Source organism: Butyrivibrio sp. M55, assembly GCF_900116865.1.
GTDB lineage: Bacteria > Bacillota > Clostridia > Lachnospirales > Lachnospiraceae > Butyrivibrio.
On sequence record NZ_FPCD01000007.1, the window covers coordinates 63191 to 76855 of the forward strand.

Sequence of the window (13665 nt, forward strand, 5' to 3'; positions counted from 1 at the left end):
TAGTAACTGATTGGGTTCTTTTTATGTTATCCTTTATTTCTGTGTTGGCGGGTAGAAATGGAGGATAAGTATGTCTAACTTTTTTACTTATGCAGAACGTATCTCTCTCCGGAAGTTCCTAGGAGAAGGTCTCACCTTTAAAGAAATAGCCAAAACCTTAGGTAAGGATCCATCAACTATATCAAGAGAAGTCCGTAAACATATGTCTGAGGTAGCAACAGGAAGACCAGGATATCCGTATAATTCTTGCAAGCATCGTAAGAATTGTAGGGTGAAAAACTTGTGCCCTAGCAATGAGTGTACGCACAGATCAGTTAATCGCTGTAGGCTTTGCGCGAGTTGCAGCAGTCACTGTTCTGAATTTCTCGAGGAAATTTGTACCAGCAGGTTGAAGGCTCCATATGTGTGTAATGGTTGTGGACAGATCAGCAAATGTACGCTTTTAAAGAACATTTACGATGCCGAGCATGCCCAATACAAAGCTCATGATGTGATCACTCAAGCTCGCTCCGGTCTATGTACATCAGAAGATGAAATAGCCCATTTGAATGCCATTGTGAGCCCTCTTGTTAAACATGGTCAAGCACTTCATCAGATTTATATTTCCCATCAGGATGAGATCATGTGTAGCGAAAAAACACTGTACAACTATCTTGAAGCAAACACTTCTCAGTCAGTCATTGATGTCTTCGATGATCTCCAGGATAAACTTGGAATTGAAATTTTCCAACGCATATTTCCTGTAATTCTTACTGATAACGGCAGCGAATTTTCAAATCCTGTAGCCATTGAGTGTGATAGGGAAACAGGCGAAATACGCACACAAGTCTTTTACTGTGATGCCGGAAAGCCTTGCCAGAAAGGTGCTATAGAAGTCAATCATGAGCTGATTCGTAGAGTACTCACTGATATAGAAGGTCATAATCGCAGCTTTAACAATCTTACGCAGGATGATGTGACGCTTATGATGAATCACATCAATTCGTATAAAAGAAAAAAGCTGAACGATCGTAGCCCATACGAGACATTCAGCTTTTATCACGGTGAAGAAGTTCTGAAAAAATTAGGATGTTCAAAGGTTGCCGCCGACGACATCCTGCTCAAACCAGAGCTTCTCGGAATCTAAAACAAACAAGACCGCCAACACAATGCCTATATAAAGCATCTAGCCAGGGGTGGATTCTCCGATTACAAGTAAAATCGAGAGGGAGTCGACCTCTGATAGTCATGTTTATTTTTCCATCATATCCCAAAATCAGTAAATGTCAACGTTGCAGTTCGTTTACAAAACTTGCATTTCAATTACAAAAGCTGACTTTACGTGACAAAAGTTGCATCTCGCTTACAAATATTTAGTTTTCAAATTACAAAGTAGCATTTCGAACTACAAAATTGCACCTCGAGTTGCAATTCAGCGTTGCTTCTTTTTTTGCTGCTCTTTTCGATAAAAAATAAAACAAATAAGATAAATATTTAATGTTTATCATTAAAAAGTTATTGACAGGTATAAAACGTGGTGCTATATTATACTCATGAACAGGAAATAACCGGACGCGGTGATGGAAAGTTCATAAATTCTCGAGAAAATGTGATCAAGAAATATCAAGTTAGTTACAAAACAGAAGTACATAAGATTTATAAAAAGAACTACAGAAGAATGCACGACGGCGATGAGCCGGAATATAACAATAAATAATGGGTGAACGCGAACAGTGAGATTCGCAGATGGGAGAATAAAAATGAGAGAGTATGAAATTAAGCTTGCCAATGTAAAGAAGAGTTGCAATACAGTAAGAAAAGTTGCAAAAGTGCTGAGTATATTTTTCGCGGTAATTTCGGTGGTTATGCTTGTTGGTGGTATATTTATGTTTGCTTTTAGGAGCGACATTAATAAGTACGCATCTATTGAAGAAGTTGACGGAAAAATGGTTGCTCATATATGTGATAAAGACGGTACTGAATATACGACTTTATATAATTTGTTTATAAAGAGTTCGTTAGGTGCTATAGATTTTACGGGAGCATTTGTTAATAAGGGAATGGCTGCGGAAGGAATGGGTGTAGGATTCTTTATACTGGCGGCTTTTACGGGCATTCTCTTCGGAATTTTCGTCATAATAATGAATGTGTTCAAGGTGATTGGAAACAGTGATTCACCTTTCAATGAAACAGTTATGAAGAAACTTAAGACAGCATTTATCGTAATTATCGTATATACATTCTTTTCAGTAGGATTAAGTGCCTCAGTTATTGCCGGAGTGATGTTCTGGAGCATATATTGCATCCTTGATTACGGCTATGTTCTTCAGAAAGAAGCAGATGAAACTTTATAATTACGGAAACACGAGGTGATCGATATGGGCAAGATTATACTTAGATTAGACCGTGTCATGGCTGACAGAAAAATGTCTTTGAATGAACTGTCAGCTCAAGTCGGAGTATCAAATGTAAATCTTTCAAAAATAAAAACAGGAAAAATCAGCGCTATCAGGTTTTCAACACTGGAAGCTATATGTGAAACTCTAAACTGCCAGCCGGGAGACATACTTGAGTATGATCCCGACGCGGCATCAGATGACAGTGAATAAAAAGGAAAAATATGGAAATCACTATAGAGAACTTGACTAAAAGATTTGGAGATCAAATTGCGGTAAATAATTTGTCTCTTAAGATTCCGGCAGGTAAGATATATGGTTTCATAGGTGCGAACGGTGCCGGTAAGACAACGACCATGAAGATGATGGTTGGACTTTTAAAGCCTGATGTAGGCATCGTCAGATACAACGGAAAAGAAATGAAACATCTGGATAGCAGTATAATGCAGGATGTAGGCGTGTTTATCAGTAAGCCCAATTACTATCCCAATCTGACGGCAAGAGAGAATCTTGCATATCTTCAGCGAATACTTGGGAAACCTGTTGAAGAGGCGGACAGAGTTCTTAAGCTTGTCGGACTTGAGGGTGTGGGCGATAAAAAGGTCTCTAAGTTTTCTTTTGGAATGAAGCAAAGACTTGGGCTTGCCATTTCCTTTCTAAATAATCCCAAGGTACTTATTCTTGATGAGCCGACTAACGGGCTCGATCCCAAAGGAATGTTTGAAATAAGAGAGATGCTGGGAGAGTTGGCTCATCAAAGCGGATGTACGGTTTTTATTTCCAGTCATAATATTGCAGAGATTGAGAAGCTTTCAGACAGAATATGTATTATCGACAGAGGGAAAAAGATATTTGAAGGAAGCGTTGATGAACTCTATGAAGCTGAAGGACTCGAATATTGCATAAGGACAAATGATTCTGAAAAAGCAGCGAAGCTTTTTGGCAAGATTGGGCTTACATATGCAAGAAAAAATGATGCTTTCTTTATGGAAATGGCAAAAGAAAAAATACCTGCACTGTTAAAACTTCTTATTGACGCAAATGTTGAAGTATATGAAGTGTCACCAAACAACAGCCTTGAAAGTATATATCTGACACTTACCGGAAAAGGAAGAGGTGGCGTATGCGGTGTCTGATAAGAGAAGAATTAAAAAAGCTACAGGCTGATAGATATGTATCCTATGCGATAATCGGGTTCGCATTGTTATGTGACTTGATAGTGGGTGCGTTATGGAAGCTTGATGTAACTAATGAGGATGTATTTGCATTATATGGAAAAAACGGACTGAATCTATATTTTTTTATCGGTATAAATGCCCTTGTCGGACTTCTTTGCGCGATGTTTGTCGGATACATGATTTTGACAAAAGAATATATCAATGATACCTGGGATTTATTGATGACAAAACTGTTTGACGGGGAGAAACTTGTTGCCGCTAAATTCATTGTATTTATGCTGTATCAGGGTGCTTATATGCTTTTTTCCACAGCATTATACATTCCGATTGCAAAGCTCTTAATTCAAGAAGACATAGACTTCAGGATGTTTGGAAGTGTTCTGATTATAGTTTTTTTTATAAATGCATTTTGTTATATACTTCAATACTGTATTCAACTATATGTCAAAAATTTCTCCATAGCCGTTGTGACCGGCCTTCTGTTCATCTACATCCTCGGAGCGGTCAGAGAAATCATTCATATTGTAAATTATATTGGGCCGGTTGCCGGAACATACGCATTTGAATCAGGAAACGTGTACAATATAAAGTTCCTCGCTACAGCCGCATTATTAAATGTTGTGATGGGTACTGTGCTTGTATATATAAGCGGAAAAAAGTTCTACTCATAGGAGGGAACATGGATTACTTAAGATTTGAACTAAGAAAAATAAAAGGTTCCGGGACACTCGTAATCGGAGCAGCTCTGACGATTCTGTCTGTTTTATTCCAAGGATATTTGGGACTTCTGGCAAAAGAAATTACAAGTGATATTATTCATGTCACGGCAATGGACCTTTTTTCAACCCTTCTTTTTCCTATAATTATATCTGTTATTGTTTCGGGAAGTTTCTCAATAGAAGAGACTAATTGCGGAATTATCAATTTATATCTGAGCGACATTTCAATAAATAAAACGTACCGGGCAAAACTTCTGACGGTACGCATATTGAGTGTTTTCTATTTTGTTTTGGCAGTTACAACAACTATGATATTTGTTGTTTTAAAAGGTGGCAATCCTTTGGAAATACTGGCGAACGAATGGAAGTGGATTGCTCTCTCTGTTCTAAATATCTTTACTTTGATAAATATTGTTGCCATTCTTATCGTGTGTTTCAAAAGCAGACTTTTGGCAATGATGATATCTGTTGTTGCAACAGTATTTGCAAGCCTTCTTAACCCACTTGGCATTTCCTGGCTCAACCCCTGGTATGGTTTTGAACATGCCCTTTTTTACAGAGGACTTAGTCCTATTGCCATAACCTACCTGATAACTCTTTTTGTAATAAGCAAATTACTTATAAAAATGAAAATTAAGGAAATTCCCATTCTTCTCGAAACCATGGTCTGATCCTGATTATCAAAAAAGAATTCCTGTTAGAAACACCAGGCTAAGTCCAACTTCATAATAATCCACAGAAATCCGAATTTATTCTAAATATAGTGGCATGAGAATCACTTAGTGTAGTGCCGGCTTTTCATAACCAGCCGGGGGTAGAGGTATATATGTGGAAATGTGCAGTTCTCGGACGAGGATGATGATTTTCGGAATGAAATAAGAGGGAGATGCCGATTGCTTTGAGCAACGTCGAAATGAGGCATCTCCCTCTTATTTTATTTTTAGAAAATCACACCGCAGCCGAACACAAGCATTTCCACATATATACCCCTTCCCTCGGCGTCATGAAAGCCATCACTTTATATACTTTTTAGAAAAGGATTGTTGACATTAATGGCCCAGAGTGATAATTTATGATACAGAAGATGTTAGCACTCAAGTCAAGTGAGTGCTAACACATAAGAAAACAGTTACCGTCCAATGAATTTAACCGGTGAATACATAGGAAGGTGGACACTTTGGAATTAGACGAAAGAAAAAGAAAAATACTTCATGCGATAGTCAGAAATTACCTTGAGACGGGCGAACCTGTAGGAAGCCGTACAATTTCCAAGTATACGGATCTTAATCTTAGCTCCGCTACTATAAGAAATGAGATGGCAGACCTCGAAGAGATGGGGCTCATTATTCAGCCGCATACATCGGCGGGACGTATTCCTTCAGATCAGGGTTACCGTGTCTATGTAGACGAGATGCTTCGTGACAAAGAGCAGGAAGTAGAGAATATGAAGGAGATGCTTCTTGATAAGGAAGAGAAGCTTGAGACACTCCTTAAGAAGGTTGCTAAGACACTTGCCGTTGATACCAACTACGCAACGATGATCTCGGCACCACAGATCAGAAAGAACAAACTTAAATTCATACAGATATCAAAGGTCGATGAGGAACACCTTCTTGCGACCATAGTTATAGAAGGTAATGTCATCAAGAACAAGATTATAAATGTAGAGGAAATGCTTGATGACGCCACGATGCTTAAGCTCAACATCTTGTTGAACACAAGACTGGACGGCCTTGCGGTTGAGGACATCAACCTCGGACTTATAGCAGCTGTCAAGCAGGAAGCAGGCATACACAGCGAGATTATAGGAAATGTCATTGATGCTGCGGCAGAGTCGATCACGGCTGATGATGACCTTCAGATATATACAAGCGGAACGATGAACATCTTCAAGTATCCGGAGCTTACGGACAGTGCCAAAGCGAGTGAGCTGATAAGTACGTTTGAGGATGCCAAAGATCTTAACAGTATCGTTGAGAACACGCTCTCTGCTGATGAAGAAGAGACAGGCATTCAGGTATATATCGGAAATGAAACTCCGGTTCAGGCGATGAAGGATTGCAGCGTTGTTACCGCAACATACGAACTTGGTGACGGAATGAAAGGTACCGTCGGAATAATCGGTCCCAAGCGAATGGACTACGACAAAGTTATTTCGACACTTAAGAATATGAGATACGCTCTTGACGAACTTTATAGGAAAAAGAGCTAGATGAGGAGGCAAATTTAAATTGAGCAGTACAGATAAGAAAAAAGTTCACGATAAACCTACAAAGGAAGTGAACGAGCAGGAGAAGGAAGTTCTCGAAGAAATCATTGAAGAGCTTGAAGAGGAAGCTAAAGAGAAGAAGGAAGAAGCTGCCAAAGAGGAAGCCGAGGCCGAGGATAAAGAAGCTTCCGAAGAGAATAACGAAGAGACTTCCGAAGAAGAGACTGACGATAAGAAAAAAGGTCTTTTCAACAAAAAAGAGAAAAAGGATCCTCTTAAGGAAAAGATAGATGAACTCAATGACAGACTTATCAGACAGGTCGCAGAGTTTGATAACTTCAGAAAGAGAACCGACAAAGAGAAAGCTCAGATGTTTGAGCAGGGTCAGGGAAGTATCTTAGAGAAACTTCTTCCTGTAATAGATAATTTTGAGCGAGGACTTCAGGCGGTTCCCGAAGATGAGAAAGACGGAGCCTTTGCAGACGGTATGAACAAGATCTACAAACAGCTTATGAAACAGATGGAAGATCTTGGAGTAACCCCGATTGAAGCTGTGGGAAAAGAATTCGATCCCAACTTCCACAACGCGGTTATGCAGGTGGAAAGTGAGGAATATGAATCCGGAATTGTTGCACAGGAACTTCAAAAGGGATATATGTTCCACGACACCGTGCTCAGACACAGCATGGTTGGTGTTACCCAGTGAGTGGTATAGAGAATAAGAATATCGACATCACTGAAATTAAGACGAGAATAATTCAATTTTTATAACGGAGGAAAAGTAGAAATGAGTAAAATTATCGGTATCGACTTAGGTACAACAAATAGCTGCGTAGCAGTTATGGAAGGCGGAAAGCCTACTGTTATCGCTAATGCAGAGGGAGCCAGAACAACACCTTCAATCGTTGCTTTCACAAAGAACGGCGAGAGAATAGTTGGTGAGCCCGCTAAGCGTCAGGCAGTTACAAATGCAGACAATACAATCTCTTCAATCAAGAGAGACATGGGTACAGACAACGGTCGTACCATTGATGGAAAAAAGTACTCTCCTCAGCAGATTTCAGCTATGATCCTTCAGAAGCTCAAAGCTGATGCAGAGCAGTACCTCGGCGAAAAAGTTTCAGAAGCTGTAATCACAGTTCCCGCATATTTCAATGACGCACAGCGTCAGGCTACAAAGGACGCAGGTAAGATCGCAGGTCTTGAGGTTAAGAGAATCATCAACGAGCCTACAGCAGCTGCACTTGCATACGGACTTGATAACGAGAAAGAGCAGAAGATCATGGTTTATGACCTTGGTGGTGGTACATTCGACGTATCAATCATCGAGATCGGTGACGGTGTCATCGAAGTTCTTTCTACTAACGGTGATACACACCTTGGTGGTGATGACTTCGACCAGGCTATCATCAACTGGATGGTTCAGGACTTCAAGAGCAAAGAGGGTGTTGACCTTTCAGGCGATAAGATGGCTATGCAGAGACTTAAAGAAGCTGCAGAGAAAGCTAAGAAAGAGCTTTCTTCATCAACAACAACAAATATCAACCTTCCTTTCATTTCAGCAGGAGCTGATGGCCCTAAGCACTTCGATGTAGATCTTACAAGAGCTAAATTTGAAGAGCTTATCCATGACCTTGTTGAGAGAACAGCAATCCCTGTTCAGAATGCTATGAAAGATGCAGGTCTTACAAATTCAGATATCGGAAAAGTTCTCCTTGTAGGTGGATCAACTCGTGTTCCTTGCGTAGTTGAGAAGGTTAAGCAACTTACAGGCCAGGAGCCTTCAAAGAACCTTAACCCTGATGAGTGCGTAGCTATCGGTGCTTCTATCCAGGGTGGTAAGCTCGCAGGAGATGCAGGCGCAGGCGATATCCTTCTTCTTGACGTAACACCTCTTTCACTTTCAATCGAGACAATGGGTGGTGTTGCTACAAGACTTATCGAGCGTAACACAACCATTCCTACAAAGAAGAGCCAGGTATTCTCAACAGCAGCTGATAACCAGACAGCCGTTGACATCAACGTTCTTCAGGGTGAGAGACAGTTCGCTAAGGACAATAAGTCACTCGGACAGTTCAGACTTGACGGAATCCCTCCGGCAATGAGAGGAGTTCCTCAGATTGAGGTAACATTCGATATCGATGCAAACGGTATCGTTAACGTATCCGCTAAGGATCTTGGAACAGGAAAAGAGCAGCATATCACAATTACAGCAGGATCAAACATGTCTGATGAGGACATCGATAAGGCTGTTAAGGAGGCTCAGGAATATGAAGCACAGGATAAGAAGCGTAAAGAAGGAATTGATGCGCGTAACGATGCTGATTCATTTGTATTCCAGACTGAGAAAGCTCTTCAGGAAGTTGGCGACAAGATAGATGCATCTCAGAAGCAGGTAGTTGAGGATGATATCAAAGCTCTTAAAGAGACTCTTGAGAGCACAAAGGATAAAGAGCTTTCAGACAGCGAGATCGATTCACTTAAGAGCCAGAAAGAGAAGCTTATGACAGATGCACAGGCACTCTTTGCTAAGATGTACGAAGGTGCTCAGGCAGCAGGTGCAGGCCCTGATATGGGTGCAGCAGGCGCAGGTCCTGACATGAGCGGAGCTTCAAATGCAGCTGATAACAACGACAACGTTGTTGATGGCGACTACAGAGAAGTATAATAAGTTTTACGATAAAGTTTCTGATAGCCAGACGAATACTCGCCTGGCTATTCGGAGCATTTCGAAACAGAGAGAAAATTTGATGATATTTGAGGAGTGTTATGGCAGAGCAAAAGCGTGACTACTATGAGGTTCTCGGAGTAAGCAAGAGTGCCTCGGATGATGAGATTAAAAAAGCATATCGTGTACTTGCTAAAAAATATCATCCTGATATGAATCCCGGAGATTCAGCTGCGGCAGAGAAGTTCAAAGAAGCTTCGGAAGCGTATGCTGTACTTAGCGATCCTGAGAAAAAGAGACAGTACGATCAGTTCGGTCATGCTGCATTCGAAGGCGGTTCAGGCGGATTCGGAGGATTTGACTTTAACGGTGCTGACTTCGGAGATATTTTCGGAGATATATTCGGCGATTTCTTCGGAGGCGGAAGGTCACGTGGTGGCGCAAGAAGCGGCCCTTCCAAGGGTGCCAATCTGCGTGCCAGCGTAAGGATTACTTTCCTTGAGGCTGTATTTGGCTGTGAGAAAGAGCTTGAACTTACAATAAAAGATCCCTGCCCGACATGTCACGGAACCGGAGCTAAGCCCGGAACAACAGCACAGACATGTTCAAAATGCGGTGGAAAAGGACAGATCGTATACACACAGCAGTCTTTCTTTGGCACTGTAAGAAATGTTCAGACATGTCCTGAGTGCGGCGGAACAGGTAAGGTTATCAAGGATAAGTGTACCGATTGCCACGGAACGGGATATATCGCAAGCAGAAAGAAGATTCAGGTTACAATTCCTGCAGGTATAGATAACGGACAGAGCGTAAGAATCCGTGATAAGGGTGAGCCCGGAGTAAACGGCGGACCGAGAGGAGACCTTCTTGTTGAGGTAATCATCTCAGATCATCCTATATTCCAGAGAGAGGGATACGACATCTACTCTATGGTTCCCGTATCATTCGCGGTTGCAACTCTCGGAGGAACGGTTCTTATCGATACCGTTGATGGCAAGGTTGCTTATGACGTTAAGGCAGGAACTCAGACAGATACAAGAGTCAGACTTCGCGGAAAGGGAGTTCCTTCACTCAGAGATAAGACAATTCGCGGTGATCACTATGTAACACTTGTTGTTCAGGTTCCCGAGAAAATCTCGAAAGAAGCGAAAGACATTCTTAAGAAATTTGATGAGCTCACAGGTGATTCTCTTACAGCGGCCGAGCGCATGATGGATTCCAAGGACAAAGATCCCGGAAATGACGGTCCCGGTGGTAAGAAAAAGAAATCATTCTGGAAATAAATTTTCCTTATGTTTTAAAGTATGGTATACTTCCGTAGTTAGAAATAACTACGGAAGTTTTTTGTGATATAGGAGTCATAAGTCGGAAATGCGTGCATGCTTGCATGAGTAGCATTTCGACTTTATGACCCGAACAGAAATGAGGAAATAGCAATTTACGAAGTAAATTAGCGTTTTCCGAATTTCTGTAGAATTGCGAGAATGGCGTATGCCATGAAGCAATTCGTATATCACAAAATATTTACAATTATATAGGTGAAAAATATGAAATGGATGCGTTTTAGAGTTCGTACAAACGAAGAGGCAGAAGATATCATAATCAGTTACCTTGAAGACATTGGTCTTGAAGGCGCGCAGATAGAGGATAACGCACCTTTGACTGCATCTGATAAAGAGCAGATGTTTATTGATGCGCCGGAACTTGAGCCTGATGAAAAAGAAACAGGTATAGAAGATGGAATCGCTTATCTCAATTTCTTTTTGGAAATCGATGATAATGACATGCTTACGGTTGAGTATTCCGATGATAACGGCGAGTATGTAAAGGCTAAGAAAACTCCCGATGAGATGCTTGAAAAGATAAAGGAAAAGCTTGCTGAACTCAGAACTTTTACAGATATCGGTGACGGAACAATATCGGTTGATGTTACGGAAGACATTGACTGGATCAACAATTGGAAACAGTACTTTCATAAGTTTTATATAGACGATGTTCTCATTATTCCTTCATGGGAGAAAGAAACGGATGAGGACAAAGAGAAGGCAGAGATGGTTCTTCATATCGATCCCGGAACAGCTTTCGGAACAGGAATGCACGAGACGACCCAGCTTTGTATCAGAATGTTGAGGAAATACGTAACTCCCGAGACCGAACTTCTCGATGTCGGAACGGGAAGCGGAGTGCTTTCAATTCTTTCTCTTATGTTCGGTGCCAGGCATGCTGTCGGAACAGATCTTGATAAATGCGCAGTTCCCGCGGTAAAAGAGAATATGGAGAATAACAACATCAGCCCCGATAAGTTCGAGATGATGATTGGAAATATCATAGATGATAAAGAGATACAGGATAAAGTCGGCTATGATAAGTATGACATCGTTGTTGCGAATATACTGGCAAATGTACTTGTTCCTCTGACTCCCGTTATATTGAATCAGCTTAAGAGCGGCGGAATATATATTACATCGGGAATCATCAATACCAAAGAGGAAGAAGTTAAAAAAGCACATCTTGATGCGGGTCTTGAGATGCTTGAGATCCATCATCAGGGAGACTGGGTTTCTATCACATCGAGGAAAAACTGATGTATCATTTTTTTGTTGAAAGCGCGCAGGTGAGCCCCGATCTTAAACGCGTGGATATAGTCGGATCCGATTACAATCACATCGCCAATGTCCTTAGGATGAAAGTGGGTGAGCAGTTTTCCGTAAGTATCAAAGAGGAAAACGACGGCCGCGAGCTCTTTTACGAGATTGAAGAAATAAATAAGACAAGCGTTGTCGGAAAGCTTTGCTTTGTTGAGGAAGTGGGAAATGAACTTCCGTCAAAGATCTATCTTTTTCAAGGGCTTCCGAAGGTCGATAAAATGGAGCTCATCATTCAGAAGGCTGTTGAACTCGGAGCTTTTGAGATTATACCTATGTCTACAAAAAGATGTATAGTAAAGCTTGATGCAAAAAAAGCTGAGTCGAAAGTTAAGAGATGGCAGGCAATCGCGGAAGCTGCAGCCAAGCAGAGTAAGAGAGCGGTTATTCCCGCAGTAAAAGAACCGATGACAATGAAGCAGGCAATAGAGTATGCAAAAGAACTCGATGTAAAGCTCATACCCTATGAACTTGCAGAACATATAGATGAAACAAAGAAGATAATAGAGGGTATAAAACCCGGCGAGGACATTGCTGTATTTATCGGACCTGAGGGCGGATTTTCTGAAGAGGAAGTGGCGCTTGCAAAAGAAAACGGCGTTCTTCCGATAACTTTGGGAAAAAGAATTCTTAGGACAGAGACAGCAGGTTTTACGATTATTTCATGGCTTATGTATCATTTAGAAGGATGAGAAATGGAAGCATATTTGGATAACTCGGCTACAACAAGGGCGTTTGATGAAGTTGCGGATCTTGTAGCCAAGGTAATGAAAGAAGAATACGGAAATCCCTCAAGTGTCCATCACATGGGACTTGTTTCGGGAGAGAGACTTGCTCAGGCGAGGGAAACTATTGCGGCAACGCTTAAAGTTGACAGCAATGAGATAGTTTTTACATCAGGCGGAACAGAGTCTGATAACTTTGCGATAATAGGAGCTGCGAGAGCCAACAAATGGCGCGGAAAGCACATCATCACAACATCAATCGAGCATCCTGCGGTACTTGTAACAATGGAGTACCTTCAGAAAGAGGGATTTGAGATAACTTATCTTCCTGTAGATCACGAAGGAAAGGTAAGTCTTGATGATCTTAAGGCTGCAATAAGGGAAGACACAATTCTTGTGTCTATGATGTTTGTAAATAATGAGATCGGAACGATTGAACCTGTTGCGGAAGCGGGAGAGCTTATTAAAGCTATAAACAGAGACATTGTTTTTCATGTTGATGCGGTTCAGGCATATGGAAAGGTTCAGATTCGTCCCAGAGCAATGAATATAGATCTGATGTCTGTGAGCGGTCACAAGATACACGGACCAAAGGGCGTAGGATTTTTATACATCAAAAAAGGAACCAAGATCGTGCCTATATGCTACGGCGGCGGTCAGCAAAAGGGCATGAGATCGGGAACTGAGAATGTGCCGGGAATTGCAGGACTTGCCCTTGCGGCAAAGATGTGCCATGATGATTTCAAAAATCGAATCGAAAAGTTATATGAACTTAAGAAGTATCTCATCGATTCGCTCAATGATAGGATCACGGATATAAAGATAAACGGACCTTCCTGTGAAGATGGAGCGCCGCACATTGTGAGCCTTTCAATAAAAGGTCTTGCGGCTGAGACGGTTCTTAACATGCTTAGCAGTAAGAAAATATATGTATCTGCGGGAAGCGCATGTTCATCAAATAATCCGCATGTGTCAGATACACTTGTTGCGGTTGGAGTAGAACGAGAACTTCTTGAATCTACGATAAGAATAAGTATGTCTCTTATGACAACCAAGGAGGAGATTGATTTCTTCCTTGATACACTTTGTTCGCAGGTTGAGAATATGCGAATGTTTTATAGACACTGATGGCCTAAGAAAGAGGAA

General features: G+C 41.2%; 13 protein-coding genes. All 13 read left to right on the plus strand.

Features of this window, described 5'->3' with window-relative positions; all coding sequences use genetic code 11:
• Positions 1-70: 70 nt before the first annotated feature.
• Entirely contained in the window at positions 71-1126 is a 1056-nt protein-coding gene (locus tag BM398_RS17650; RefSeq protein ID WP_092337473.1) for a helix-turn-helix domain-containing protein, read from the plus strand.
• A 613-nt stretch (positions 1127-1739) separates the two neighbouring features.
• Positions 1740-2333, plus strand: a complete 594-nt coding sequence (locus BM398_RS09620) for a hypothetical protein (protein ID WP_092337475.1) — start codon at positions 1740-1742, stop codon at positions 2331-2333.
• A gap of 24 nt (positions 2334-2357) precedes the next feature.
• On the plus strand, positions 2358-2588 hold the full coding sequence (locus BM398_RS09625; protein ID WP_092337476.1) for a helix-turn-helix domain-containing protein: 231 nt from the start codon (positions 2358-2360) through the stop codon (positions 2586-2588).
• An 11-nt stretch (positions 2589-2599) separates the two neighbouring features.
• Positions 2600-3511 carry an ABC transporter ATP-binding protein gene (locus BM398_RS09630; protein ID WP_092337477.1) on the plus strand — a complete coding sequence of 304 codons (912 nt, stop codon included), beginning with the start codon at positions 2600-2602 and terminating at the stop codon, positions 3509-3511.
• The gene (locus tag BM398_RS09635) at positions 3499-4224 is read left to right on the plus strand and encodes an ABC transporter permease (protein ID WP_092337478.1); all 726 of its coding nucleotides are present in this window, start codon (positions 3499-3501) and stop codon (positions 4222-4224) included. The genes BM398_RS09630 and BM398_RS09635 overlap by 13 nt, the downstream gene beginning before the upstream one ends.
• A gap of 8 nt (positions 4225-4232) precedes the next feature.
• Positions 4233-4943 (plus strand): ABC transporter permease, encoded by a 711-nt coding sequence (locus tag BM398_RS09640; RefSeq protein ID WP_092337479.1) that lies wholly within the window; start codon positions 4233-4235, stop codon positions 4941-4943.
• Positions 4944-5449: 506 nt separating this feature from the next.
• Positions 5450-6484 (plus strand): heat-inducible transcriptional repressor HrcA, encoded by a 1035-nt coding sequence (gene hrcA, locus BM398_RS09645; RefSeq protein ID WP_026656564.1) that lies wholly within the window; start codon positions 5450-5452, stop codon positions 6482-6484.
• 19 nt (positions 6485-6503) lie between these two features.
• Positions 6504-7187: a nucleotide exchange factor GrpE gene (gene grpE, locus BM398_RS09650; protein WP_242827221.1), complete on the plus strand. Its 684-nt coding sequence runs from the start codon at positions 6504-6506 to the stop codon at positions 7185-7187.
• A gap of 81 nt (positions 7188-7268) precedes the next feature.
• The gene (gene dnaK, locus BM398_RS09655; protein WP_092337480.1) at positions 7269-9149 is read left to right on the plus strand and encodes a molecular chaperone DnaK; all 1881 of its coding nucleotides are present in this window, start codon (positions 7269-7271) and stop codon (positions 9147-9149) included.
• Between the two features lie 101 nt (positions 9150-9250).
• Positions 9251-10432: a molecular chaperone DnaJ gene (gene dnaJ, locus BM398_RS09660; protein WP_092337481.1), complete on the plus strand. Its 1182-nt coding sequence runs from the start codon at positions 9251-9253 to the stop codon at positions 10430-10432.
• A 264-nt stretch (positions 10433-10696) separates the two neighbouring features.
• Positions 10697-11734 (plus strand): 50S ribosomal protein L11 methyltransferase, encoded by a 1038-nt coding sequence (gene prmA, locus BM398_RS09665; RefSeq protein WP_092337482.1) that lies wholly within the window; start codon positions 10697-10699, stop codon positions 11732-11734.
• Entirely contained in the window at positions 11734-12486 is a 753-nt protein-coding gene (locus BM398_RS09670) for an RsmE family RNA methyltransferase (protein ID WP_092337483.1), read from the plus strand. The genes prmA and BM398_RS09670 overlap by 1 nt, the downstream gene beginning before the upstream one ends.
• 3 nt (positions 12487-12489) lie before the next feature.
• Positions 12490-13647 carry a cysteine desulfurase family protein gene (locus BM398_RS09675; protein WP_092337484.1) on the plus strand — a complete coding sequence of 386 codons (1158 nt, stop codon included), beginning with the start codon at positions 12490-12492 and terminating at the stop codon, positions 13645-13647.
• Positions 13648-13665: the final 18 nt, after the last annotated feature.

Coding starts and splice junctions, on each gene's coding strand:
- BM398_RS09635 (WP_092337478.1), top strand. CDS start 3,499: ATGCGGTGTCTGATAAGAGAAGAATTAAAAAAGCTACAGGCTGATAGA.
- BM398_RS17650 (WP_092337473.1), top strand. CDS start 71: ATGTCTAACTTTTTTACTTATGCAGAACGTATCTCTCTCCGGAAGTTC.
- dnaK (WP_092337480.1), top strand. CDS start 7,269: ATGAGTAAAATTATCGGTATCGACTTAGGTACAACAAATAGCTGCGTA.
- BM398_RS09670 (WP_092337483.1), top strand. CDS start 11,734: ATGTATCATTTTTTTGTTGAAAGCGCGCAGGTGAGCCCCGATCTTAAA.
- BM398_RS09625 (WP_092337476.1), top strand. CDS start 2,358: ATGGGCAAGATTATACTTAGATTAGACCGTGTCATGGCTGACAGAAAA.
- BM398_RS09640 (WP_092337479.1), top strand. CDS start 4,233: ATGGATTACTTAAGATTTGAACTAAGAAAAATAAAAGGTTCCGGGACA.
- dnaJ (WP_092337481.1), top strand. CDS start 9,251: ATGGCAGAGCAAAAGCGTGACTACTATGAGGTTCTCGGAGTAAGCAAG.
- BM398_RS09620 (WP_092337475.1), top strand. CDS start 1,740: ATGAGAGAGTATGAAATTAAGCTTGCCAATGTAAAGAAGAGTTGCAAT.
- BM398_RS09675 (WP_092337484.1), top strand. CDS start 12,490: ATGGAAGCATATTTGGATAACTCGGCTACAACAAGGGCGTTTGATGAA.
- prmA (WP_092337482.1), top strand. CDS start 10,697: ATGAAATGGATGCGTTTTAGAGTTCGTACAAACGAAGAGGCAGAAGAT.
- BM398_RS09630 (WP_092337477.1), top strand. CDS start 2,600: ATGGAAATCACTATAGAGAACTTGACTAAAAGATTTGGAGATCAAATT.